Genomic DNA, 24,644 nt, shown 5'->3' on the forward strand with positions numbered 1-24,644 from the left:
CAGTTCGGATTCTGATCCGTTCTGTTACTTCCGTTTTACTTCTTCCATGACGAATGCTTCGATGACGTCATCAACCTTGATATCATCGTAACGTTCAATCTTGATTCCACATTCGTAACCTGTTGCGACTTCTTTCACATCGTCTTTGAAACGACGTAACGTATCGAGCTTCCCTTCGAAAATAACGATGCTGTCACGAACTACACGAACGCCTGCTGCACGTGTCAACTTACCTTCCGTGACATAACCACCAGCAATCGTTCCGACTTTCGAAACTTTGATGACGTCGCGCACTTCTGCTTGACCGATGATTTTCTCGATGAATTCTGGATCAAGTAATCCTTTCATCGCTTGTTCAATTTCTTCAATGGCATTGTAGATGATCCGGTGAAGACGAATCTCGACTTTCTCTTGATCGGCCATTGATTTTGCATTACCATCCGGACGAACGTTGAAACCGATGATGATGGCGTTTGCTGCTGAAGCAAGGATGACGTCTCCTTCGGTAATCGCACCGACACCGGAGTGAACGATGTTGATTTTAACGCCTTCGACATCGATTTTCTTGAGTGAACCAGCAAGAGCCTCGACTGAACCTTGAACATCCCCCTTGATGATGATGTTGAGGTCCTTGACTTCACCCTCTTTGATGCGATCAAAAAGATCTTCGAGACTGACTTTTGCCGAGTCACGACGTTGCGCCTCGATTTCACGTTGATAACGTGCTTCACCGATTTGACGCGCTTTTTTCTCATCTTCAAAGGCGATGAATTGATCACCCGCTTTTGGCACATCGTTTAACCCTGTGATTTCGATTGGCGTCGATGGTCCCACTTCTTTGACACGACGACCGATATCGCTCACCATTGCCCGGATCCGACCGAACGTATGACCGACAACAATCGGGTCTCCGACACGAAGTGTTCCGTGTTGCACGAGTAACGTCGCAACAGGTCCACGACCTTTATCGAGTTTAGCCTCGATGACTGTACCACGACCATGCATCTCTGGTGTTGACTGATATTCTTGGACTTCTGAAACAAGAAGAATCATTTCTAACAATTCGTCGATTCCGTCACCTTTTAAAGCTGAAACCGGTACGAAAATCGTATCGCCGCCCCAATCCTCTGCGACAAGACCAAACTCTGTCAACTCTTGTTTGACACGGTCCGGATTTGCGCCTTCTTTGTCCATCTTGTTGACAGCAACGATGATCGGAACACCAGCTGCCTTCGCATGACTGATGGCTTCTTCTGTTTGCGGCATGACACCGTCATCTGCTGCGACGACGATGATCGCGATATCCGTGACATCTGCACCACGCGCACGCATTGTCGTAAAGGCGGCGTGACCTGGTGTATCGAGGAATGTGATTTTCTTTCCATCGATTTCAACTTGGTAAGCACCGATATGTTGCGTGATTCCGCCGGCTTCACCTGCAGTAACTTTTGTGTTCCGAATCGAGTCAAGCAATGTTGTTTTACCGTGGTCGACGTGTCCCATGATCGTAACGACCGGTGGACGCTCTGACAACGTATAATCTTCTAAGTTCAACTCATATGCATCAAATTCCGTCTCATCGACTTGGACTGTCTTCTCGACTTCAAAACCGAAGTCAGATGCTAACAATTCGACCGTCTCATCATCGAGATCCTGGTTGATTGTCGCCATGACACCCATTCCCATCAATTTCATGATGAGTTCGTTTGGTTTTTTGTCCATTTTTTCAGCAAGTTCACCCACTGTTAAGTTGTCAGCGTATTGAACGACGTTTGCCATTGCTTCTTCTTGCGCACGACGTGCCGCTTTTCGTTGACTTGATTTTGAATTCGGGTCTGCTACTTCTAATTTACGTGGTTCTGCCTTTTTCTGCGGACGGCGTTTGCCACCACGGTTGTTGCGGTTACCGAATTCTGGACGTCCGCCTTTCGTATTGCGTGATTGGTTCCCTGCTGGTTTGTTAGTTGTTCCTGGTCTGTTCGGTTTATTGTCTGATTTCACTTGTTTTGGAGCCTCCGTTTTTTGGACCCGATGTTTCTCGGGATTAAATACTTTGTCGAGTTGCTGTACTGTCTGTTCATCTAAGACCGCCATATGGTTCTTGACTGGTTTTTCCAGCTTTTCGAGCTGGGCGATGACCTGCTTACTCGTTACGTTCTGTTCTTTCGCGAATTCGTATACACGTTTACCCAAAAGATCCACCTCCAGTTAATCGTTCGAGAGGAGTTCAGTTAGCTTTTTCGCAAATCCGGCTTCGTTGACTGACACGACGACACGCGCATCTTTTCCAAGTGCATGCCCAAGGATATTTCGGTCCGCAACTTCGATATACGGGACACGATAACTTGTACACTTATCTGTTACTTTCTTACGCGTGGCAGCCCCCGCATCTGCTGCTAAGAGGACAAGTTTGGCTTGTCCTCCCCGTACTTCTTTCAGTACGAGTTCTTCTCCAGTCGTCACTTTCCGCGCTCGGTTCGCGAGACCAAGGAGCGATTCCCATTTACTCATGTGTACCTCCCGCGATCGCAAGCAATTGATCATATAACGCATCCGTCGTTTTGACTTTCAGATGATGATCGAGTGTGCGTTTCTTTTTTGCTGTCGCAATGACAGTGACGTCCTTTGTCAAATAGGCTCCTCGCCCATTCATTTTACCATTAAGATCGACGACAACCTCACTATCAGGTGTTCGAACGACCCGAATTAGTTCTTTTTTAGGACGCATTTCTTGTGTGATGACACATTTACGTAATGGTACCTTTTTTTGCACGAATTATTCCTCGCCTTCGACTTGGACCGTTTCCATGTCAACTGCTTCTGTTACAGGCTCTGCTTTCAAGAAGACATCTTTCAGCCCCATTGACTCTGCTTCGGATTCACTCTTGATATCAATCTTCCAACCTGTCAATTTCGCTGCGAGACGGGCATTTTGACCACGTTTCCCGATGGCGAGTGACAATTGGAAGTCAGGAACGACAACAATCGTTGCTTTCGCTGGTTCATTGACATATACCGCCACGACTTGCGCTGGGCTTAAGGCGTTCGCTACATATTCTTTTGGATCATCGGAATAACGGACGATATCGATTTTCTCACCGTTCAACTCGTTGACGATACGCTGAACACGTGCTCCTTTTTGACCCACACATGCACCAACTGGATCAATTTCATCGGAAGCAACGGCAATCTTCGAACGGTCACCCGCTTCACGTGCGACTGACTTCACTTCGACTTCACCACTCGCGATTTCGGGTACTTCAATTTCAAAGAGACGTTTCAGCAACCCTGGATGTGTCCGCGAAACAAGGATCGAAGCGCCTGATCCTTTGACCATCGGATCGACTTTCGTGACATAGACTTTGATGTATTCCCGGATTCCAAATCGTTCGTTTGGCATCTGTTCATGTGTCGTCAAGACCGCTTCGATTCCCTCGAGGTTGACGTAGAGATTACGGGCGTCCTGACGTTCGACCATCCCCGTCATGATCTCATCTTCGCGGTCAGCAAAGTGATTATAAATCCGTTCCCGTTCTGCTTCTCGCATCTTTTGTGTCACGATTTGTTTTGCCGTCTGAGCAGCAACACGACCAAAATCACCAGGCGTGACCTCGACCTTATGGAAATCCCCGAGTTCATAGGTTGGATCGATTTCGTGTGCTTCCTCGAGTGACAGTTGTTCTTCCGGTTGTGTTAACCGTTCGACCACTTCTTTGAGGGCAAAAACACGAATATCTCCTGTTTTTTGGTCAAACTCAACCTTAACTGCCTCCGACTCTTTTCCAAAGTTGCGACGGTAAGCGGAAATCAATGCTTGTTCTAACGCATCGATGATGATATTTTTATCAATCTCTTTTTCTTTTGCGATTTGTTCGATTGCTTCGAGTAACTGTGGTCCCATCGTTCTCTTCCTTTCCTTAGAACACTACCGCAAGCCGCGCCATCGCGATCTTGTTCACCGGTATTTCAATTTTCAATTTGCGTGTCTTCACACGAACTTCGATTTCAAGTAGCTCATCCGAATACGTCAGTAAAGTCCCTTCGAATTCTGTGGCATCCTTGACCGGGTCATGGGTCTTGATATAGACATGTTTTCCAATCGCCTTTTCGAAATCCTCAGTTTTTTTAAGTGGTCGTTCAGCACCTGGACTGGCAACATCTAAATAGTAGGGTTCATCAATCGGATCGTCTTGGTTCAACGCTTCCGACAACTTTTCATTGATGTTGACACAATCTTCCAGGTCAACGCCACCTTCCTTATCGATGGAGACACGTAGGAACCAATCCGCCCCCTCTTTGACGAATTCGACGTCGACAAGCTCCATCCCCTCTCGTTCTACGATCGGTTTTGCGAGCAGTTCGACCTTCTCAGTTACGTTCGTCATCTTCATCCTCCTTCAAAAAACAAACAAGAAAGGAGCAGGTCCCCCTACTCCTTCCAAGTCGTAGTATAAAAAACATTTCCTCACTCAATATAGCATAATGCACCGTCTTAAGCAAGCATCCGCAAGGCTTTAGAGGTCAAATAACGAGAGTTGGTTCTCATCCGGAAGACCTTCTAGACAACCGAGATTATCCAGCGTTTCAATAATCGTCTTCGATAATTTCGCTCGTTTTTGCAGATCTTCTTTCGATAGGAACTCTCCCCCTTTTCGGGCTTCGACGATTTGTTTCGCCGCATTCGTCCCAAGACCGGTCACGGCGTCGAACGGTGGCAACAACGTGTCCCCATCGATTAAGAACTCTGTCGCACTGGATTTGTATAAGTCGACTTTATTGAATGTAAAACCACGTTCAATCATTTCGAGGGCAATCTCAAGCACCGTATAGAGCCCTTTATCCTTCGCCGTTGCTTCAAAACCTTTATCTTTAATGTCTTGTAATACCTTTCGAATAGCAGCCGATCCTTTATTCATCGCTCCGATATCAAAATCACCCGCACGGACCGTGAAATAAGATGCATAGTAATACATCGGATGATGCACTTTATAATAAGCGATCCGCACTGCCATTAGGACATAGGCCGCGGCGTGCGCTTTCGGGAACATGTATTTGATTTTTTTACACGAGTCGATGTACCACAGTGGGACGTTGTTCTCAATCATCGCTTCTTCCATCTCAATCGAAAGACCTTTCCCTTTTCGGACGGACTCCATGATTTTGAAGGCGAGCGACGGTTCCAGACCGGCATAAATCAGGTAGACCATGATATCATCTCGACAACCGATGACGTCCTTCAGCTCACACGTTCCATTATAAATCAATTCACTGGCGTTCCCGAGCCAGACATCGGTCCCGTGCGACAGACCAGAAATCTGAACAAGTTCTGAGAATGTCGTCGGTTTGGTTTCTTCGAGCATCTGTCGGACGAATTTCGTCCCAAACTCCGGAATCCCAAGCGTTCCTGTCTTCGAGTCGATCTGTTCCGGCGTCACACCAATCGATTCTGTCGAACTAAAGATTTTCATGACTTCTGCATCATCGACAGGAATCGTTTTGGGATCTCGTCCGGACAAGTCTTGTAACATCCGAATCATCGTCGGATCGTCATGACCGAGGATATCGAGTTTTAGTAAGTTGTCATGAATCGAGTGGAAATCAAAGTGGGTCGTTTTCCACTCAGACCCCATATCATCAGCCGGAAATTGAATCGGACTGATATCATAAATGTCCATATAATCCGGCACGACAATGATCCCACCCGGATGTTGTCCTGTCGTCCGTTTGACACCGGTCACACCACTGACGAGCCGATCGACTTCCGCGTTCCGGTAATTCAAGTCATTTTCTGATTGATACCCTTTGACGTAACCATAGGCGGTTTTCTCAGCAATCGTTCCGATTGTTCCTGCTCGGTAGACGTAGTCAGCCCCGAACAAGACTTTTGTGTATGCGTGAGCTTTCGGTTGGTATTCCCCGCTAAAGTTTAAATCAATATCAGGTACTTTATCGCCTTTAAATCCAAGGAACGTCTCAAACGGAATATCATGTCCGTCTTTTGTTAACGGAATGTCACACGTCTTACACGATTTATCTGGTAAATCAAATCCTGAACCGACAGATCCATCATCAAAGAATTCTGATTCCTTACAGTTCGGACAGACATAATGCGGCGGTAGTGGATTGACTTCCGTAATCTCCGTCATCGTCGCGACCAGACTGGACCCAACCGATCCACGGGACCCGACGAGATACCCATCATCGAGTGATTTCTTAACCAGTTTATGAGAAATCAGATAGATGACGGCAAAGCCGTGACCGATGATCGACTTCAATTCTTTTTCGAGTCGTGCTTCGACGATTTCCGGCAACACTTCTCCATAAATCTGATGTGCCATGTTGTAAGAGAGTGTCCGGACTTCCTCGTCTGCCCCCTCGATTTTCGGTGTAAATAAATCTTTCGGAATGATATCAATGTTTTCAAACCAGTCCGCGATCTGTTGACTGTTCGTAATGACCAGTCGTTCCGAAAGTTCCGGTCCTAAAAATTTAAAGTCCTGCATCATTTCTTGTGTCGTCCGGAAATGGGCAGGTGGTAACTGCTTCCGCATGTTCAACATGTTGGCACCACCTTGCGTCCGAATCAACACTTCCCGGTACGTCGCATCATGTTTGTCCAAGTAATGGACATTCCCTGTCGCGACCGGTAAGATGTCATTTTCTTCTGCCACGCGAATGACTTTTTTAATGAATTCACGTAATTCCAACTCATTTTGAACGATTTCCCGTTCAATCAGATGTCCATACATTGCTGGAGGCTGTATTTCGATAAAATCATAAAAACGCATCACCTTCGCTAAATCGTCATCTGATTTGTTGAGTGCTGCATCAAATACTTCTCCATTGTCACAAGCAGAACCGATGATCAATCCGTCGCGATGAGCAACAAGTTGTGAACGAGGAGTGCGGACGACCCGGTGGACGTGTTTCGTATGCGCCAGTGAAATCAGACGATAGAGGTTTTTAAGCCCGGTTCGGTTTTTGGCATAGACCGTTGCATGGTACGGACGAGCCCGTGAAATATCCTTCCCCATTTCCCGGTTCAGCGAGAGGTGGGTTTTCATGTTAAACATCTCATCCGCCATCTGAAGCAACTTCAGCATCAAATACCCGGTCGCTTCCGCATCATAAATCGCCCGGTGATGTTGCGTCAATTCAATGTCAAACCGTTTGGCTAACGTATTTAAGCGGTGATTTTTCAGGCTTGGCATCAAGACACGTGCCAGTTCGAGCGTATCGATGACAGGTAAGACGGACTCTTCATGACTACCAGAACGTAACGTCGCATTTAAGAAACCAATATCAAATGAGGCATTGTGGGCAACGAGAATTGACTCCCCCGCCCAGTCCATGAACTCTTTGACGACTTGTTCCGGATCCGGTTTGCCCCGGACCATCTCATCTGTGATGCCGGTCAAATCGATTGTCGTCGCTGACAACAGATGTTTCGGGTCCGCAAACGCTTCGAACTTATCAATGATATCCCCATCGTAAATTTTGACCGCCGCGAGCTCGATGATTTTGTTGTACATCGCAGAAAGGCCGGTCGTCTCGACGTCAAACACGACGAACGTCGCTTTCTCTAATTCCTGATCGACCGGATGATACGCGACTTGCACCCCATCATTGACGACGTTCGCTTCAATTCCGTACAAAATCTTGATATCATTTTTTTTACCGGCATAATAGGCATCCGGAAAACTTTGAGCACCGGCATGGTCCGTGATGGCGACAGCAGGATGTCCCCAGGTTGCCGCACGTTCGACATATTTCGTGACATTCATGACGGCATCCATCTGACTCATTTGAGAATGCGCATGTAGTTCGACACGCTTCTCGCCCGCCCATGGATCAGCAGGCAACTCCATTTTCACTTCGGACAGTTGAGCAATCATCATACACAAATCACGCAAGAACGTATCAAATTCTACACGACCTGCGACTTGAATCCACATACCTTTTTTAATGGCCGACAAGATCTTGACGTCCGTTTCGTCCCGTGCAAACATTTTGACGACTAATGAATCCGTGTAGTCGGTCAGCTTAAAGGTAAAGATGGTTTTTCCACTTCGGAGTTCACGGCTTTCAGCCGCAAAGACGAGACCACGAATCGCAATCCGTCGTTCCTCATCTTGAATCGTCTTGATCGGAACAACTTCGTCTTGAATCGGTTTTCCGATACGAATATCGACCGGACCCTCGTCATCATCCCGTGACTGTTCACGTTTGAATTGTAATTCAAGCATCCGCTTGGCTTCTTCGATATCTTCTTGCTTCACTTGATTGCGCAACTGTTCTTGTTGTGTCTGATCCATTTGGACGACGGGCTCACAAAGGAACTTCGGAAACCCGTACGCACCGTACAACAGTTGCATCTCGCCACATAAATCATTTTTTAAGAACCCGGCTTCTGGTTCACTCCGAACCGGGATGAATAGTTTATTGTCGCGGTACTCAGGCAACACCCGACTGAGATGGCTCCGCATCGCCGACGAGGCATCGGCCAAGTCTTCAACGATATACGGCCAATAATCAATAAATAGTTTGTTGTCAGGCCGCTCTTTTGACTCTAAAAACAACTTCACTTCCGCAAACTGTTGGTAACGACTTTTCAAACGGCTATAAAACATCTGATAGACGTTTTGGGGTAAGACACGTGCAATTTGGATATGGAAGGTCCATGTCGAAGTCGCCTTCTGAACCCGTAATTTTTCAAGAGAGGCATCGGTAAAAAATTCTTCCACGATGCCGGTCGGTAATTCTAGATCGCTCATCAAGAGCGACATGCGTTGTTGTGTATCCACTCGCATTTGTGCTGTCGTTATAGCTCCACACCATGACAGCCACTCCTCCTCCTCTTGCAGATTGCCCAAGGGGCGAATGGGTGTGAGACAAGAAAACAGTCACTTTACGAAAAGTGACCGTTCCCATTGTTTATTGTAAACCTTCATAAAGCGAACGAACAGCCTCAAGAAGATTTGTTTGCTGAATTTCTTCTGCTTCACCGCCACGACGTGCTTTCAGTTCGACGATACCTTCCGGTGCTTTTTTACCGACGTTGATCCGGACCGGTAAACCAATCAAGTCTGCATCGGCAAACTTCACGCCAGCCCGTTCCTTACGATCGTCGAAGAGAACGGAGAACCCAGCAGCCGTCAACTCTTGATACACGGTTTCCGCGACCTGCATTTGATCCGCATTTTTACCATTGACTGCAATCAAATGAACATCAAACGGTGCGATCGCTTTAGGCCAAACGATTCCTCGCTCGTCATAATGTTGTTCGACGACAGCAGACATCGTCCGGGAAACGCCAATCCCGTAACAACCCATGATTAACGGTTGTGCTTTTCCACCCTCATCCAGGAACGTTGCGTTCATGCCTTCTGAGTAACGTGTCCCGAGCTTAAAGACTTGTCCGACTTCAATTCCTCGAGCAAACTTGACGTGTCCGGCTCCATCTGGCGACACGTCTCCTTCTTCGACAAATCGTAAGTCCGTATACTCTGCCTCGAAATCGCGACTCGGATCCACATGAATATAGTGTGTTTCTGCTTTATTGGCACCACAGACCACATTCGTCAGAGCACGGATCGCGTAATCCGCAACGATTTTCATCTCGGCGCCAATCGGTCCCAGTGTTCCTGGTGTCGAGTGAAGGGCCTGTTCGATTTCTTCATCCGTTGCCATCATGATATCAAGGGCACCGAGATAATTTTTCAGTTTGATATCGTTGACTTCATGGTCGCCGCGAACGAGCGCCATGACGAGACCTTGTTCCGTTTTGAAGACAACGGTTTTGATCGACTCCTGTTCCGGTAATCCAAGCACCGCACTGACGGCTTCAATCGTTTTTGCATCACCTGTGTGTACTTCTTCTAACGCCGCCGGTGATTTCTCTTGTTTCGCGTACTGATCCACTGATTCTGCCATCTCTAAGTTGGCAGCATAGTCTGATTGATCGGAATAAACAATTGTATCTTCCCCGATTGCGGCTAACGCATGGAATTCGTGTGTCCCGCTACCGCCGATTGCGCCAGAGTCTGCGACGACCGGACGGAATTCGAGCCCAACACGTGTGAAGATCTTTGTATAGGCTTCAAACATGTTTTGATATTCTTCTTCTAAACTCTCTTGTGTTGCATGGAAAGAGTACGCATCTTTCATGATGAATTCGCGCCCACGGAGTAATCCGAAGCGTGGTCGACGCTCATCGCGGTATTTCATTTGAATCTGGAACAGGTTGACTGGTAATTTTTTATACGAGTTCAACTCATCTCGAACGATTGAGGTAATCAATTCCTCGTGCGTGGCACCAAGCGCAAACCGGCGGTCATGACGATCCGTCAGACGCATCAGTTCTGGACCATAAATATCCCATCGTCCTGTTTCTTCCCAAAGTTCTGCCGGTTGAATGGCCGGCATCAATAGTTCTTGCGCACCAGCTGCTTCCATCTCTTGACGGACAATCGTCTCAATTTTAGAGAGGACACGTTTAGCAAGCGGAAGATAAGAATAGATTCCAGCTGCATTTTGGCGCATGAATCCCGCACGTAACAGCAGTTGATGACTGACGGCTTCTGCATCGGATGGTACTTCACGCAAAGTTGGCATAAATAGTTTCGATTGTTTCATTTGAGTCGTGAACCCCTTTGACTAATAATTTAAAAGAATTTCTGGATATCGTTCCATGTGACGACTAACATCAGCAGCATCAACAAGGCAAATCCAACAAAATGAACCAATCCTTCTTTTTGTGGATCAACAGGCTTTCCGCGCACAGCCTCTAAGAACAGGAACAATAAGCGTCCACCATCTAAAGCCGGTAACGGCAACAAGTTGAACACGGCTAAGTTAACAGAAAGTAACGCTGTCCATGTCAATAACATCGAAAACCCACTATCAGCAACCTGATCGGTCATTTTAACGATACCGACCGGTCCTGACAATTGATCAACACCCACGGCACCGGTCACTAAGTCTCCGACCGCTCCGACGATCAACGTCGACATCCGCCATGTTTCAGATACACCGGTTTGCAACGCCGTTCCGAACGATTTTTCCGTTTCATTCGTCACACCGATGATTCCAACTTTTTGATCCCCTTGTTGTTGGATCTTTGGTGTAATCGTCGTTGTTTGTTCTTGTCCATCCCGTTCGTATACAACCGTCGTTTCTTTTCCTGCTTGATCTTGGAAACCGGCACGTAAATCCGTCCATTTTCCGGTTGGGTCTCCGTTGACAGACAGAATTCGGTCTCCTTCGACAAGCCCTGCTTGATCAGCAGGTGATCCTTTTTGGACCGTCCCAATCACACTTTCGCCTGTAGGTGAACCATTGTATAAAGCGAGTCCAAATAAAATGACGAAAGCGAGCACAAAGTTCATCGCCGGACCTGCTGCAATCGCTAAGACCCGTTTAAACACCGATTTTGATCCAAACGTCCGATCATAAGGCGCAATTTGCGTATTCGTTTGTCCCTCGACGAGAAATGCCGTCTTCGAGACAGGATAACGTGTCGACACTTCATCTTGTAAGGCGACGATTTCTAGCTTGTGCAACAAATCGATTTTTTCAACTGTCACGACTTGATCCGTCTCTGGACGAGCAGGATCGAGATAAATCGTTTCGACGATCCCCTCATGAAGTGCTAAACCAATCGTTTGACCTGGCTTAACTTCGACGAATTCCGGCTCTTCCCCCGCCATCTTGACATATCCGCCAATCGGCAACAAACGGACCGTGTACAAGGTCTCATTTTTGAAAAAAGAAAAGATTTTTGATCCAAATCCGATGGCGAATTCCCGACAGAGAATGCCGGCGCGTTTCGCCATTACGAGATGACCCCATTCATGTACGGCAACAAGTACACCGAACATCAATACGATTGATATAAAGGTCGTCATTGCTATCCCATCCTTAGTTAGCGAGTGAGAGTGACGCGACAAACGCACGTGCCCAACGGTCCGCCTCAAGGATTTGTTCTAAAGACGGATCTTCGACTTTCTCGTGTGCTTGAAGAGCCGCCTCGACGCTCGCTTCGATTTCTAAAAAGCTGATTTCCCCTTTTAAAAAGCGGTCCACGGCTTGTTCGTTCGCAGCATTGAGTACTGAAGGCATCGATCCACCAGCACGTCCTGCTTCAAAGGCAAGACGAAGCAAGGGATACCGATCAAACGAAGCCTCAGCAAAATTCAGGCGTCCGATTTGTTTTAAGTTTAACCGTTCTCCCCCTTGAATTTCAAGGCGGGACGGATATGTAAGGGCATATTGAATCGGTTCACGCATATCCGGCATCCCGAGTTGCGCCATGACCGCACCATCATTAAATTCAACCATCGAATGGATGATCGACTCCCGGTGGATGACGACATCGATTTCCTCATACGATACATCAAATAACCAATGGGCCTCGATCACTTCAAACCCTTTGTTCATCATCGTCGCGGAATCAATCGTAATTTTAGCCCCCATCGACCAATTGGGATGGTTCAGCGCCTGTTCCACGGTCACGTTCGCCAACTCTTCCCGTGTCTGGTCTCGGAAACTTCCGCCCGATGCGGTCAAGATGATTTGACGGACATCTTCACGTCGTTCCCCGTTCAAGCACTGAAAAATGGCCGCATGTTCACTGTCGACCGGTAGAATCACGACTCCTTTTTCCCGTGCTTTTTTCATCACTAAGTGCCCTGCCGTGACAAGTGTTTCTTTGTTGGCCAGTCCAATTGATTTTCCTGCTTCAATCGCGGCAAGGGTCGGACGAAGACCGACTGCTCCGACAACGGCCGTAATGACGATATCGGCTTCTTCCGCTGTCGCAACGGCAATCAATCCATCTTCTTCGACAACGATTGTTGGTGTATACGTTAACATCGTCTCGAGCTCCATTTTAACTGATTCATCCAGCACTGCGACTAACGCTGGGCGCAATCGATTCAACCATGGTGACGCGACTTCAACGTTTTTACCGAATGCAAAACTGACCAATTGAAAACGATCGGGATTGGCGGCAATGACATCTAATGTTTGTGTCCCAATTGAACCTGTCCCACCAATAATACTGACGTTTTTCATCGTTCTTCCCCCTTAACCGAATATACCAAGTACGATCAATACACTAAACACGATGATCATGCTATCAAATCGATCAAGAATTCCACCATGTCCAGGTAACAATGCACCAGAATCTTTTACCCCATAATGACGTTTGTATGCCGACTGGACTAAATCTCCGAGTTGACCGACGACCGCAACGATCAGTGCCAACAATAAGACTTTTCCGAATCCGACCGTCGGATGGATCCACTCAAAAAGCACCCCTAACATAAGCGCCAGAACGATACCACCCACTGCGCCTTCGACCGTTTTATTCGGACTGATGGCTGGCCATAATTTCGTTTTACCTAGACTTTTTCCGACGAAGTAGGCACCAGAATCGGTAAACCAAATCAGCAAGATGATCAACAACGATACGATCAGCCCGTTCTCGAGGAGACGGATATACGTAAACGATGCAAAACCGACTCCGACATAGACCGCCGTCAATAAAAGAAAGGCTACATCATCAAACGTAAATACGTTTTTTGAAAATACTGTCCAAAACAAACTGATCAACACAATCAACATGCCCCATGCTAACGGAGACAATCCAAGTGAAAGCGAATGGTTTTCCGCTTGCTCATACAGACCGACAAATGGGAGTAATGCTCCTGCGCCAAATAATAAAACAGGTAACGATTTAAACGAAAGCTGTCGCATCTTGATCAGTTCGGTATAGCCAATCACTGTCAAAGCTGCCATAAATGTAAGGAATGGGAGTCCTCCTAGATAAAGTAATCCTAAAAAGATGGCACCTGCCCATATTCCCGTAATGATTCGTGTTTTCATAAGCTGTATCCTCGTTTAGTCAGACTCCGCCAAAACGGCGTGTCCGTTGATTATAGTCTTCAATCGCCTCGAGGAACTGGTCACGCCGAAACTCGGGCCACAAGACATCTGTAAAATAAAATTCTGCATAGGCAGCCTGCCACAATAAGAAGTTCGAGAGGCGTTGCTCACCGCTCGTTCGAATGACGAGATCGACATCTGTCATCGATCCTGTCATCAATTCTTGTTCGATGACGTCATTCGTAATCATTTCAGGAAGCAACAAACCAGCCTGTACTTTTTCAGCGATTTTTTGCATGACTTGTACAATCTCATCCCGCCCTCCGTAGTTGAGGGCAAAAATCAATCGGAGTCCTGTATTATCGACCGTATCTGCTTTAGCTTGTTGGACCGCTTCTCGTGTATAAATCGGAAGGCGTGAAATTTCACCTGCTACTTCGACCTTGACGTTACGTTCCTTGAGGTCTTTTAAATCTGACTCTAAAAATTGTGCCGGTAGCTTCATCAAGAAACTGACTTCTTCTTCAGGACGTGTCCAATTCTCAGTTGAGAAGGCATATAGCGTCAAACTTTTAACACCTAATTCATTTGCGGTACGAACGACTTCTCGCACGGACTTCATGCCTTCGCGATGACCCATGATGCGGGGAAGGCCTCGTTTTTTTGCCCAACGCCCGTTTCCATCCATAATAATCGCAATGTGTTCAGGAACTTGTTGTTCAATCACTTCTTTGGTCTGATTTAACCATTGAAACATTTATTTCTTCCTCCCCTCGTTCAGTTTAAGAAGAAAGGGACTCTTCGTGTGACAAAGAGTCCCCAACATGACGACGTATCGCGTCATACTTCCATGATTTCTTGTTCTTTATCCGTCGCTGTTTGATCAAGCAACTTAACGAATTTATCTGTTAACGTCTGAACGTCTTCTGTGTATCCCCGAAGATCATCTTCAGTCAACGCTCCGTCTTTTTCTTGCTTTTTCAATTGTTCATTTGTGTCACGACGAATGTTTCGAAGGGCCACTTTTCCTTCTTCCGTGTACTTTTTGACAAGTTTCACGAGTTCTTTCCGACGGTCTTCTGTCAGTGGTGGAATGGCTAACCGAATGACTGTTCCATCCGAAGAAGGAGCTAATCCCAAGTCGGCCCGCTGGATTGCTTTTTCAATTTCAGTCACCATCGACTTATCCCATGGTGTAATCAAAATCAAGCGTGCTTCTGGCGTGTTGACGTTTGCCACTTGGTTCAATGGTGTAGGTGAGCCGTAATACTCCACTTGGACGGGATCCAGGATCGCTACGTTTGCTCGTCCTGCTCGTAACGTCGCGAGCTCTTTTTTTAGTGACAGATGGGCTTTTTCCATCCGTTCTTCTGCTTGTTTCATGATTGCTTGTGACATATTATTTCCCCCTTACGAGTGTCCCGATTTCATCACCGATGACAACGCGTTTGATGTTTCCTTCTTCCATTAACGAGAAGACGATGAGCGGGATATCATTATCCATGCAAAGCGACGTCGCCGTTGAATCCATGACTTGAAGACCATCTTTTAAGACATCCAAGTAAGATAACGTTTCGAACTTCTTCGCTTCCGGATCGATGTTCGGATCAGCCGAGTAGACGCCGTCGACATTGTTTTTCGCCATCAAGATGACGTCTGCCTCAATTTCAGCCGCCCGAAGCGCTGCCGTCGTATCTGTTGAGAAATAGGGATTCCCTGTTCCGGCTGCAAAGATGACAACGCGTCCTTTTTCAAGATGACGCATCGCCCGACGACGGATGTACGGTTCAGCAACTTGTCGCATTTCAATCGACGTTTGGACACGTGTTTCAACGCCAACCGACTCCAAACTATCTTGTAAAGCGAGCGAGTTCATGACGGTCGCAAGCATTCCCATATAATCCGCGTTTGCCCGGTCCATTCCAAGCTCTGCTCCTGTTTTACCGCGCCAGATATTCCCTGCGCCGACGACAACAGCGACTTCTACGTTCAATTCAACCAATTCCTTGATCTGATTGGAAATTGAATTGACAATACCAGGATGGATTCCGAACCCTTGATCTCCTGCGAGCGCTTCTCCGCTCAATTTTAACACAATCCGGTTATATTTCGGTTGCATGACTATGTCCCCCTTGCTAAATTCCGTAAAAAAGGAACACGACCCACTTCCACACGAAAGTGGATTGAAGCATACGTGTTCCTTCTCTTGTCCTCAGGAAATCCTGATTCTTATTTTTTAAGTTGATTCATAACTTCTTCAGCGAAGTTTTCTTCACGTTTCTCCATACCTTCTCCAACTTCGAAGCGTACGAATGAGACGACTTTTCCGCCTTTTGATTCTACATATTTACCGACTTTGAAGTCTGGGTCTTTAACAAACGTCTGGTCGACGAGGCAAATTTCTTCGAAGAATTTGTTCATGCGTCCAACAATCATTTTTTCAACGATGTTAGCAGGTTTGCCTTCGTTGAGTGCTTGCTCCGTCAAGACTTTTTCTTCACGCGCTTTTTCTTCTTCTGTAACTGAAGAACGGTCAACGTAAAGTGGACGCGCTGCAGCGATGTGCATAGCGATGTCTTTTGCGACAGCTTCATCCGTTGTGCCTTCGACGATGACGACAGAACCGATACGACCACCCATGTGGAGGTAAGAACCGAATGCTGCGTTGTCTTCTTTAGCGAAGAGGGCTACGCGACGAAGAGAGATTTTTTCTCCGATTGTCGATGCTTCTTCAGAGATGTATGTTTCGATTGTTTTACCCGCTTCGTATTCAGAAGCAAGTGCCGCTTCAGCCGTTTCAGATCCGTTACGGAGTACTGCGTCCGCAATATTTTGAACGAGCGATTGGAAACGTTCGTTTTTTGCAACGAAGTCTGTTTCTGAGTTGATTTCAACGAGTGCTGCTTTGTTGCCGTTGACTGCGACAGCTGTCAAACCTTCTGCTGCAATTCGGTCGCCTTTAGCTGCTGCTTTCGCGATTCCTTTTTCACGCAAGAAATCGATTGCTGCGTTCATGTCCCCGTCTGCTTCGACAAGTGCTTTTTTGCAGTCAAGCATCCCTGCACCAGTTTTTTCACGAAGTTCTTTTACCATAGCTGCTGTAATAGCCATTCGATATTCCTCCTTATAACGTCCTTATTTTCAAAAAAAAGGTGATAAAAGGTCAATTCCCTTTATCACCTGGCATCACGAATTACTCAGCGTCTGCTACTACTTCTTCAGTAGTTTCAGGTGCTACGTTATCTTCGCCTTGTTTAACTTCGAGGATTGCGTCAGCCATTTTACCAGTAAGCAATTTGACTGCACGGATCGCATCGTCGTTTGCTGGGATGACGTAGTCGATTTCGTCTGGATCACAGTTTGTATCAACGATCGCAACGATTGGGATGTTGAGTTTATGTGCTTCTGCAATCGCGATACGCTCTTTGCGTGGGTCAACGATGAAGAGTGCATCTGGAACGCCTGGCATATCTTTGATACCGCCGAGGAATTTCTCAAGACGTGTCATTTCTTTTTTAAGAATGATGACTTCTTTTTTAGGAAGAACTTCGAACGTACCGTTCTCTTCCATTTTTTCGAGTTGTTTTAAACGGTTAATCCGTTTTTTGATTGTTGAGAAGTTCGTGAGTGTTCCACCCAACCAACGTTCGTTGATGAAGTATTGACCCGCACGGATCGCTTCTTCTTTCACAGTGTCTTGAGCTTGTTTTTTCGTACCAACGAAAAGAACGTTTCCGCCTTCAGACGCTACTTCACGGATGAAGTTGTACGCTTCGTCTACTTTTTTAACCGTTTTTTGTAGGTCAATGATGTAGATTCCGTTACGTTCTGTGAAGATGTATTTTGCCATTTTTGGGTTCCAACGGCGTGTTTGGTGACCGAAGTGTACACCAGCTTCTAACAATTGTTTCATCGAGATTACTGCCATGATGAATTCCTCCTTTTGGGTTTTGGATGTCCTCCGCGATGATCGTTGTCCCAGCTAACCTATTAAAGGCACCGCAGCTGGCGATACATGCGTGCGTAATTAACACCGTAGACTAATATAGCATAAAGTTTAACGTCGGGCAACCTTCGTTTTCTTGGAAAGTTTGGCGATCAAGGCGACCTCTCCCGCTCCCCGATTTAAAGAACGGGCTAACTGATCTAAGTCCGCACCGTTTTCGAGTTGTTGTTTCACATCGAAAACGGGTTCTTCTTGTACACGAACGACGGGTTCTGGTTGCAATTCTTCTTGCACCGGGAACACCAGGCGTTCGGATGTCTCCGGCGAAACCGTTCGTCCCGTTTGCTCAGGTGTTGAAGAAGCTGACGTACCGTCAGCTCCTGTCAGCTCATTGACCTGTTGCATGAACTGCAACAAGATTTCTTCTGTCTCTTGCTTTTGGCGCTCGAGATTCGTAATCCGGTCTTTAAGTAGCGCCTGTTGCTTAAATAACAGTAACAAACCATAACAGATGAGTGCAGCAAGTAAAATATAAAAGAGTGTCATCATAAATCCTTTCACATCGCGACACGATCAGAAAGATACGCACTTCCTAACGCTTGTTTCAGTTTTTTGAGTGCTTTTGAATGTATTTGCGAAATGCGTGACGTCGATAGATTCAGAACTTCGCCGATTTCCGTCAACGTCAGTTCCTCAAAGTAAAACAGCGACACGACATACTGTTCCTTTTCTGATAACTGTTCCACTTCTTCTGCTAGCTTCGAAATCAACTCACGCATCAGTAACGTATCTTCGGGTGTTGCAGCATCCGGATCAAGATAAGAAACCGCCATCGCTTTTCCTTCGTCCTGAAGCGTGACCGCTTCGTCGATTGATAGAATATTGGCAAAGTAGCTTTCTGCTAGCGCCGTCTTTACTTCTTCTGGACTCATTTCGACAATCGATGACACTTCATCAATCGTCGGTGTCCGTTGAAGGCTTTGTTCTAAAATCTCGACCGCCGCTTCGACCCGTTTTGATTTTTCCCGTAAAGAACGTGGCAACCAGTCAATTTTTCGGAGTCCATCAAGAATGGCTCCACGAATCCGGAACGCGGCATACGTGTCGAATTTATTGTTATGATTTTGATCAAATTTTTGTAAGGCATCGTAAAGTCCCATCATACCCAGACTTTTTAATTCATCGCGATCGACACTTTTCGGAAGTGTCGCACTGAGACGTTGAACGTGGTATTGAACAAGAGGTTCATAATTCAGCAGTAACCGGTCAGCTACCGCTACATCACGCGTCGATAGCCATTGATCCCAAAGTTGTTGTAATTCCTCACGCATGACCATTCCTCCTCTAGATTTCCAGCGTTCCGACGTTAACTGTCCGAATGACTAATCGGCCAGAATGCGAATGGAATTCGATCGTTCGACCGTTTGTTCCACCGACGTCTTCCGCAACGAGTGGGACGTTCGCTTTTCGTAAAGCTAATCTTACAGCTGCAATATTTCGTTCACCAATCCGCATTGATTCGTGTTCGTATTTAAACTGGAACATCTGTGCGCCACCGGCAATTTTCGCTCGTAGACGGATGGCGCCTTTATGCCGAAGAGAACGTGCCAGCTCCACAACCGCTGTATCCGCAAATTTTCCGATCTCAAGCGCAATGTTTCGGCTGATCGCCGAGTCAGGTAACATGACATGCGCCATGCTGGAAAGTCCACGTTCTTGATCGTAAATGATCACACCGACACAAGACCCTAAACCGGCTGTCCGAAGAATGATCGGTTTTTGGCTAACTGCATATTCTGCAATTCCAATCCGAACGACTTCATCCATCGATATCCACACCCAATCGTTGAAAAACAGTGGTAAAGGCACCCTCTTCAGGTAACAACAATAAATGACCGTTCAAATCGTTTCCTGAACTGGATAACCGTGTATCGATGTATACTGCCATGTTACCAAATTTTGTCGACTCTAGTAAGGCAACTTCTAAAATCGCTCCGACCATATCAAAAGCAGATGCCGGGACTGTCACATGGACGGATAGATCGAGCCAATCGGAAATCGAACGGGCGTAGGCGCCGATCAAGATGTTCCCGATCTCTTCCCAGGCCGACACTCCCATCGCATGTTCATCGGAAAAAAACCGGAATGGCTGTTGTAGTAACTGCGACACTAGCTTTTCAGCATCTTCGAGTGGCATTAAAAACAGAAGACACGCCTTGATGTCACCAGAAAAACGAAGGAGTGCTCCCGCCGTATAGGCTTCAGCGCCACCTACCCGCTCAACGATTGTTGAGAATGACTCTAAGTCTGCTGACGGTACTTCGATTTCGACCGGTTGTCCAAGAAGAGTCGATAATGCCGTCGCCGCATGGGCCGCTCCGATATTACCGATTTCTCGAAAGACATCTTGTTCCATCCGATTAAGCATGGATGATCTCTTCAAACAATCGATTTGGTTCTAACAAGGAGAACAACTGCTCTTCGCCTTTCGCAATCGCAGTCAAATACGTCGTCTCCTCTTGTTTTTGATCCGTCAATGGTTCAATCCGGACATCTGTCGCTTCCACGACTTCATTTGCACGATCGACGATAAAACCAGCATCTCCGTGTTCGAGTGTCGCAATGATGATTCGTGTTTCTTCTGTTTCCTCAATCGAATCAAACCCTAAACGTGTCCGTAAATCAATCACGGGTGTCACGACACCTCGTAAATTAATCACACCTTTGACATAAGAGGCGGCATTTGGAATCCGTGTAATCGGGATGACACGTTCGATTGAACGAACAGATTGAACATCAATTCCGTATGCATTTTCTTCTAATTGAAAGACAACCCATTTTTGTTCCATTCTTCATTCCCTCACTTTCGTAACAATGCATTGCTATCGATGATTAACGCCACTTGACCGTCACCTAGAATCGTCGCACCGGAAATCGCACGGATCCCTTCGAGATAGCTGCCTAGTGGTTTCATGACGATTTCTTGTTGCCCGATCAATTCAGAGACGATCAATCCGGCTAATTTTTCGCCACTTCTTACGACGACAACAGAATAGGCATCTGCTTCTACTTGCGGCAAACCATATACCTGGTTCAATGAAATCAACGGAACAAGTTGTCCCCGGAAATCAAAGACCTTTTCGCGGTGCGCTTGTAAGATCGCTTCTTGTTTGAGTGACGTTGTTTCGATGATCGCCGTCAATGGGATGGCGTACGTTTCTTGACCGAGTTTAACGAGCATAGCCGAAATAATCGACAGCGTCAGCGGTAAGCTGATTCTAAAGATTGTTCCTTCTCCACGTTTCGTCTCGACGAATACTTCCCCACCAAGGGATTCGATTTTTGATTTAACGACATCGAGTCCGACACCACGTCCTGATAAATCGGTTACCGTCTCCGCCGTTGAAAATCCTGGGGCAAATAACAACATGGCTGCTTCTTCCGGTGTCAGTAAAGCTGCCTCTTCTTCCGTCAGCAAACCTTTCTCAAGCGCAATTTTCGTCACGCGTTCATGATTGATTCCAGCCCCGTCATCTTCAATCTCGATGAACACCCGGTTTCCAGAATGATAGGCACGCAGTGACAGATTTCCTTCGACGGCTTTTCCAGCTAGGATCCGGTCTGTCTTACTTTCAATCCCGTGATCAACGGCATTCCGGATCAAGTGGACGAGCGGGTCACCAATCTCGTCGATGACCGTCCGGTCGAGTTCTGTCTCAGCCCCGGTGATGTGCAATTTGATGTTTTTTCCGACATCCTTCGAAACCGAACGAACCATCCGTGGAAAGCGGTTGAAGACTTGTTCAATCGGCATCATCCGTAATGTCAGGACCAATGACTGTAATTCATTTGTCCCCCGTTTAATCCGTTCCACCGTCTCTGTCAAATCAGAGGAACCAACTTCTGCCGCGATCCGCTCTAGACGACCACGATCGATGATGAATTCTTCGAATAAGTTCATCAATCGATCAATCCGTTCTAGATTGACACGGATCGTTTTTGCCGCAATCGGGGTTTGAGCTTCTCCTGAAGCATCAACTGTTTCGACTGGCTTTTTATTCAGCGGATTATCGGTTGGTTCAAGCAACGTCGCTGCTGCAGCAACCGGCTCGACGGGTACTTCGAATGGTTGAATCAAAACCTGTGCAACTTCAGATACGGCTTTGATCCCCTCCTGAATTTCTTGTTCCGACTTCATCGTCACGAACAAGACATCAAAACTTGTCTCGAACTGTTCTTGCTCGAGTTCATCAGAAGTTGGGTTTGACAAAATGACATCACCCAGATTTTGTAAACGATCAAAGACCATGTAGACACGTGCGGCCTTTAAAATCACATCGGCTGACAGTTCAACCGTAATGACATACGCTTGATAACCGGAAGCCATCGATTGACGGACAACGGATTCCGAGTAAACGTCGCATTCAAAGTTTTTGATGACCGACACAACAGGATTCGCTGCTACTTTGTCGGTTTCACCATCTTTTTGAATAAACTGTTTTAAACGGACGACCGTCGTCGCCACATCAAGCTTCCCGGTTCCCCCTTGACTGATATCTTCGACCATCGTTTCGAGTTGTTCAGCGGCCACAAACAAGACGTCAATCAAATCGGGTGTCGCCGGCTGTGTTTTCGAACGCACAAGATCAAGCGCACTTTCCATCTCATGTGTTAAATCGGCAATCGCATCGTATCCCATCGTACCGGACATTCCCTTTAATGTATGGGCAGAACGGAAAATCTGATCGATGACGGCTTCATCATCCAGACGCTGTTCAAAAATCAAAAGACTCGAGTTGATGGCTTGCAGATGTTCGATTGACTCGTCCAGAAACAATCCTAAATATTCATTTAAATCCATGGAACATGTCCTCCTTCATGATTAGCGGACGCGATTACGCCGTTTTGTCAAACGACTCAGTAACCGGTCTAAAAATTTCTGTTCGTGTACCTGAAGTCCCGTCAGTGCTGTCGTAATATGATCGAGTCGCCAACTGACATCACTCGTCCGGTCAAACAGATAAAATGGACGCTGTGCCTTGACCGCCTTCATGACGGTTGGATCGTCTGGCAAGAAACCAACGAAGCGTAACGACTTCTCTAAAAAATTCTGACTGACCTGTTGTAAACGATCGAATGTCTCCAGTGCTTCTTGACCATTCATCGCCCGATTGACGACAACGGCAATCGGAAGTTCATTTGCATGATGATGGGCGAGCTTTACGAACGCATAGCCATCCATGATCGACGTCGGCTCTGGCGTCACGACTAACCAGGCCTCATCTGCACTGCTGATGAAATCGAATGTTTGATGTGTCGCACCAGCACCTAAATCGAGTAACACGAAATCATACTCGTAAAAAAACCGGAACTCGCTCATCATGAATTGCACATCATGATCGGTCAGATCCATCAATTCCGTGAATCCGCTCCCACCATGAATGAAATGTAACTCAGGCGTCGCTTCGACGACGGCTTGCGCCAAGGATTCACGCTGTTTGACACAATCCATCAAAGATGTTTTAGAAGACTTCCCCAATAACACTCCGACGTTCGCCATTCCGATATCTAAATCAATGATCAATACTTTTTTAGCTTGTAACGATAGTGCTACTCCTAAATTGACAGCCACGTTCGTTTTTCCAACGCCACCTTTTCCACTGACGATGGCAATCGTTTTAGTCTCTCGAACTGCTACCTTTGAACGTAACGCCCGTGCCTGATCTTCTCGCATCATCGTAACCCTCTTTCTACAATCATTCGGGAGATTTCTGGACTTGTCGGCCAGATGATGTCTTCAGGTACTTCTTGACCTGTCGTCAGACAAAACACAGGGATTCGTGTTTCCATCGTCAGTCCATAAATCGACCATAATTCAGTTGTCTCATCGGCTTTCGTAAAGATAAAACCACTAAGTGGTACTTGATCAAAACGTTGCCGGATTTGTTCCAAGTCACGATACTTCGACGTTAAGCTGAGGACGAGGAAGACATCGGTATCGGAAAAATCATGTCGTGCTTTTAGCTGTTCAACATATCCGGCATCGAGGAAGTTGCGTCCCGCCGTATCGATCAAAATGATGTCACAGTCAGCGAGTTCGGTTTTAGCTTGTTCGAATTCTTCTAAATCATATGCAACGCGTAGTGGAATATCGATGATATCCGCGTAAGTACGTAATTGTTCGATTGCCGAAATCCGGTATGTATCCGTCGTGATCAATCCGACCGTTTGTTGTTTCGTTAACCGGTAATAGGCAGCGAGTTTTGCGATCGTCGTCGTCTTTCCGACGCCGGTTGGTCCTGTCAGCATGACAAAACGGGATGTGGCTGTCGTAACTTGAATTTCCTTTTCAACTGCTTCAACGAGTCCTTGTTCGACCTGCGTCACATCATTCGTTTTATAATACGTCGACAACATCAAGTCATGTAACTCTTCCGCACATCGTTGTAAAGCAGGTTCCGCTAACAAGACTTCATATCGTCCTAGTGCTTCTGGTAAGCGCCGTGACGCAAAGGAAACGACGGTCGGAATGACCTGTTCCGTCATTCCCGAATTGACTCCGCCATGGAGACGAGCAGTTGGCGGGACCGACACGGGTTCAGGATTCGCAAACGGTTGTTTTTTTGATGGAGCGACAGGATGTTCTTCCACTGACGCGACAAGTTCCACTTTTTTTTGTGTAAATAAACCAAACACCCCACCGACTTTGATCTGCCGGGTATTTAAGATGATTGCTTCTTCCCCTAAATCTTGTTTCACTAGTTCCATCGCTTCGCTGACAGAATTCGCAATAATTCGTTTTACCATCATT

General features: G+C 46.6%; 23 protein-coding genes. All 23 read right to left on the reverse strand.

The features are described 5' to 3' along the window. Positions 1-24: 24 nt before the first annotated feature. A complete protein-coding gene (gene infB, locus P404_RS0101820) occupies positions 25-2,193 on the reverse strand; it encodes a translation initiation factor IF-2 (protein WP_014970648.1) in 2,169 nt (722 codons plus the stop codon). A gap of 15 nt (positions 2,194-2,208) precedes the next feature. Further along, entirely contained in the window at positions 2,209-2,511 is a 303-nt protein-coding gene (locus P404_RS0101825; RefSeq protein ID WP_014970649.1) for a YlxQ family RNA-binding protein, read from the reverse strand. Continuing rightward, a complete protein-coding gene (rnpM, locus tag P404_RS0101830) occupies positions 2,504-2,773 on the reverse strand; it encodes an RNase P modulator RnpM (RefSeq protein ID WP_014970650.1) in 270 nt (89 codons plus the stop codon). Before rnpM ends, P404_RS0101825 begins: the two co-directional genes overlap by 8 nt. A 3-nt stretch (positions 2,774-2,776) precedes the next feature. Next, positions 2,777-3,901 carry a transcription termination factor NusA gene (gene nusA / locus P404_RS0101835; protein ID WP_014970651.1) on the reverse strand — a complete coding sequence of 375 codons (1,125 nt, stop codon included), beginning with the start codon at positions 3,899-3,901 and terminating at the stop codon, positions 2,777-2,779. A gap of 16 nt (positions 3,902-3,917) precedes the next feature. Next, positions 3,918-4,385, reverse strand: a complete 468-nt coding sequence (rimP, locus tag P404_RS0101840) for a ribosome maturation factor RimP (protein ID WP_014970652.1) — start codon at positions 4,383-4,385, stop codon at positions 3,918-3,920. 129 nt (positions 4,386-4,514) lie between these two features. Then, positions 4,515-8,810, reverse strand: a complete 4,296-nt coding sequence (locus P404_RS0101845; RefSeq protein WP_201770333.1) for a PolC-type DNA polymerase III — start codon at positions 8,808-8,810, stop codon at positions 4,515-4,517. Positions 8,811-8,934: 124 nt separating this feature from the next. Further along, the gene (locus tag P404_RS0101850) at positions 8,935-10,635 is read right to left on the reverse strand and encodes a proline--tRNA ligase (RefSeq protein WP_026829855.1); all 1,701 of its coding nucleotides are present in this window, start codon (positions 10,633-10,635) and stop codon (positions 8,935-8,937) included. A gap of 29 nt (positions 10,636-10,664) precedes the next feature. After that, positions 10,665-11,906 (reverse strand): RIP metalloprotease RseP, encoded by a 1,242-nt coding sequence (gene rseP / locus P404_RS0101855; RefSeq protein WP_026829856.1) that lies wholly within the window; start codon positions 11,904-11,906, stop codon positions 10,665-10,667. A gap of 13 nt (positions 11,907-11,919) precedes the next feature. After that, on the reverse strand, positions 11,920-13,074 hold the full coding sequence (locus P404_RS0101860; protein ID WP_026829857.1) for a 1-deoxy-D-xylulose-5-phosphate reductoisomerase: 1,155 nt from the start codon (positions 13,072-13,074) through the stop codon (positions 11,920-11,922). Positions 13,075-13,086: 12 nt separating this feature from the next. Next, the gene (locus P404_RS0101865) at positions 13,087-13,887 is read right to left on the reverse strand and encodes a phosphatidate cytidylyltransferase (RefSeq protein ID WP_026829858.1); all 801 of its coding nucleotides are present in this window, start codon (positions 13,885-13,887) and stop codon (positions 13,087-13,089) included. 19 nt (positions 13,888-13,906) lie between these two features. After that, entirely contained in the window at positions 13,907-14,644 is a 738-nt protein-coding gene (locus P404_RS0101870; protein ID WP_026829859.1) for an isoprenyl transferase, read from the reverse strand. Between the two features lie 83 nt (positions 14,645-14,727). Continuing rightward, the gene (gene frr / locus P404_RS0101875) at positions 14,728-15,285 is read right to left on the reverse strand and encodes a ribosome recycling factor (protein ID WP_014970659.1); all 558 of its coding nucleotides are present in this window, start codon (positions 15,283-15,285) and stop codon (positions 14,728-14,730) included. 1 nt (position 15,286) lies between these two features. Further along, positions 15,287-16,006 carry a UMP kinase gene (gene pyrH / locus P404_RS0101880; RefSeq protein WP_014970660.1) on the reverse strand — a complete coding sequence of 240 codons (720 nt, stop codon included), beginning with the start codon at positions 16,004-16,006 and terminating at the stop codon, positions 15,287-15,289. 110 nt (positions 16,007-16,116) lie between these two features. Beyond that, the gene (gene tsf, locus P404_RS0101885) at positions 16,117-16,998 is read right to left on the reverse strand and encodes a translation elongation factor Ts (protein ID WP_014970661.1); all 882 of its coding nucleotides are present in this window, start codon (positions 16,996-16,998) and stop codon (positions 16,117-16,119) included. 82 nt (positions 16,999-17,080) lie between these two features. Continuing rightward, positions 17,081-17,815 carry a 30S ribosomal protein S2 gene (gene rpsB, locus P404_RS0101890; RefSeq protein WP_012370721.1) on the reverse strand — a complete coding sequence of 245 codons (735 nt, stop codon included), beginning with the start codon at positions 17,813-17,815 and terminating at the stop codon, positions 17,081-17,083. Positions 17,816-17,944: 129 nt separating this feature from the next. Further along, on the reverse strand, positions 17,945-18,379 hold the full coding sequence (locus P404_RS0101895; RefSeq protein WP_214773195.1) for a hypothetical protein: 435 nt from the start codon (positions 18,377-18,379) through the stop codon (positions 17,945-17,947). Between the two features lie 11 nt (positions 18,380-18,390). Continuing rightward, positions 18,391-19,164 (reverse strand): FliA/WhiG family RNA polymerase sigma factor, encoded by a 774-nt coding sequence (locus P404_RS0101900; protein WP_014970663.1) that lies wholly within the window; start codon positions 19,162-19,164, stop codon positions 18,391-18,393. A gap of 13 nt (positions 19,165-19,177) precedes the next feature. Continuing rightward, the gene (locus P404_RS0101905; RefSeq protein ID WP_014970664.1) at positions 19,178-19,660 is read right to left on the reverse strand and encodes a chemotaxis protein CheD; all 483 of its coding nucleotides are present in this window, start codon (positions 19,658-19,660) and stop codon (positions 19,178-19,180) included. Beyond that, complete coding sequence (locus tag P404_RS0101910; protein ID WP_014970665.1) at positions 19,653-20,261, reverse strand: chemotaxis protein CheC; 609 nt, start codon at positions 20,259-20,261, stop codon at positions 19,653-19,655. The genes P404_RS0101905 and P404_RS0101910 overlap by 8 nt, the downstream gene beginning before the upstream one ends. Then, entirely contained in the window at positions 20,254-20,682 is a 429-nt protein-coding gene (locus P404_RS0101915) for a chemotaxis protein CheW (RefSeq protein WP_014970666.1), read from the reverse strand. The genes P404_RS0101910 and P404_RS0101915 overlap by 8 nt, the downstream gene beginning before the upstream one ends. 11 nt (positions 20,683-20,693) lie before the next feature. Continuing rightward, positions 20,694-22,694, reverse strand: coding sequence for a chemotaxis protein CheA (locus tag P404_RS0101920; RefSeq protein ID WP_014970667.1), 2,001 nt, complete (start codon positions 22,692-22,694; stop codon positions 20,694-20,696). Positions 22,695-22,715: 21 nt separating this feature from the next. Further along, positions 22,716-23,570 carry a MinD/ParA family protein gene (locus tag P404_RS0101925; RefSeq protein ID WP_026829861.1) on the reverse strand — a complete coding sequence of 285 codons (855 nt, stop codon included), beginning with the start codon at positions 23,568-23,570 and terminating at the stop codon, positions 22,716-22,718. Continuing rightward, a complete protein-coding gene (locus tag P404_RS0101930; RefSeq protein WP_236624243.1) occupies positions 23,567-24,640 on the reverse strand; it encodes a flagellar biosynthesis protein FlhF in 1,074 nt (357 codons plus the stop codon). Before P404_RS0101930 ends, P404_RS0101925 begins: the two co-directional genes overlap by 4 nt. Between the last annotated feature and the right edge of the window lie 4 nt (positions 24,641-24,644).

This window comes from Exiguobacterium antarcticum DSM 14480, from assembly GCF_000685865.1.
In the GTDB taxonomy this organism is placed as follows: Bacteria; Bacillota; Bacilli; order Exiguobacteriales; family Exiguobacteriaceae; genus Exiguobacterium_A; species Exiguobacterium_A antarcticum.

What these genes read in the sequence shown, in the direction of transcription:
- P404_RS0101850 (WP_026829855.1), bottom strand. Translation starts at nt 10,635, where the DNA reads ATGAAACAATCGAAACTATTTATGCCAACTTTGCGTGAAGTACCATCC.
- rpsB (WP_012370721.1), bottom strand. Translation starts at nt 17,815, where the DNA reads ATGGCAGTAATCTCGATGAAACAATTGTTAGAAGCTGGTGTACACTTC.
- P404_RS0101930 (WP_236624243.1), bottom strand. Translation starts at nt 24,640, where the DNA reads ATGGTAAAACGAATTATTGCGAATTCTGTCAGCGAAGCGATGGAACTA.
- nusA (WP_014970651.1), bottom strand. Translation starts at nt 3,901, where the DNA reads ATGGGACCACAGTTACTCGAAGCAATCGAACAAATCGCAAAAGAAAAA.
- P404_RS0101915 (WP_014970666.1), bottom strand. Translation starts at nt 20,682, where the DNA reads ATGGAACAAAAATGGGTTGTCTTTCAATTAGAAGAAAATGCATACGGA.
- rimP (WP_014970652.1), bottom strand. Translation starts at nt 4,385, where the DNA reads ATGACGAACGTAACTGAGAAGGTCGAACTGCTCGCAAAACCGATCGTA.
- P404_RS0101895 (WP_214773195.1), bottom strand. Translation starts at nt 18,379, where the DNA reads ATGACACTCTTTTATATTTTACTTGCTGCACTCATCTGTTATGGTTTG.
- P404_RS0101845 (WP_201770333.1), bottom strand. Translation starts at nt 8,810, where the DNA reads ATGCGAGTGGATACACAACAACGCATGTCGCTCTTGATGAGCGATCTA.
- P404_RS0101905 (WP_014970664.1), bottom strand. Translation starts at nt 19,660, where the DNA reads ATGGATGAAGTCGTTCGGATTGGAATTGCAGAATATGCAGTTAGCCAA.
- P404_RS0101865 (WP_026829858.1), bottom strand. Translation starts at nt 13,887, where the DNA reads ATGAAAACACGAATCATTACGGGAATATGGGCAGGTGCCATCTTTTTA.
- P404_RS0101920 (WP_014970667.1), bottom strand. Translation starts at nt 22,694, where the DNA reads ATGGATTTAAATGAATATTTAGGATTGTTTCTGGACGAGTCAATCGAA.
- frr (WP_014970659.1), bottom strand. Translation starts at nt 15,285, where the DNA reads ATGTCACAAGCAATCATGAAACAAGCAGAAGAACGGATGGAAAAAGCC.
- P404_RS0101825 (WP_014970649.1), bottom strand. Translation starts at nt 2,511, where the DNA reads ATGAGTAAATGGGAATCGCTCCTTGGTCTCGCGAACCGAGCGCGGAAA.
- P404_RS0101900 (WP_014970663.1), bottom strand. Translation starts at nt 19,164, where the DNA reads ATGCGTGAGGAATTACAACAACTTTGGGATCAATGGCTATCGACGCGT.
- pyrH (WP_014970660.1), bottom strand. Translation starts at nt 16,006, where the DNA reads ATGCAACCGAAATATAACCGGATTGTGTTAAAATTGAGCGGAGAAGCG.
- P404_RS0101870 (WP_026829859.1), bottom strand. Translation starts at nt 14,644, where the DNA reads ATGTTTCAATGGTTAAATCAGACCAAAGAAGTGATTGAACAACAAGTT.
- P404_RS0101860 (WP_026829857.1), bottom strand. Translation starts at nt 13,074, where the DNA reads ATGAAAAACGTCAGTATTATTGGTGGGACAGGTTCAATTGGGACACAA.
- P404_RS0101925 (WP_026829861.1), bottom strand. Translation starts at nt 23,570, where the DNA reads ATGATGCGAGAAGATCAGGCACGGGCGTTACGTTCAAAGGTAGCAGTT.
- rseP (WP_026829856.1), bottom strand. Translation starts at nt 11,906, where the DNA reads ATGACGACCTTTATATCAATCGTATTGATGTTCGGTGTACTTGTTGCC.
- tsf (WP_014970661.1), bottom strand. Translation starts at nt 16,998, where the DNA reads ATGGCTATTACAGCAGCTATGGTAAAAGAACTTCGTGAAAAAACTGGT.
- P404_RS0101910 (WP_014970665.1), bottom strand. Translation starts at nt 20,261, where the DNA reads ATGCTTAATCGGATGGAACAAGATGTCTTTCGAGAAATCGGTAATATC.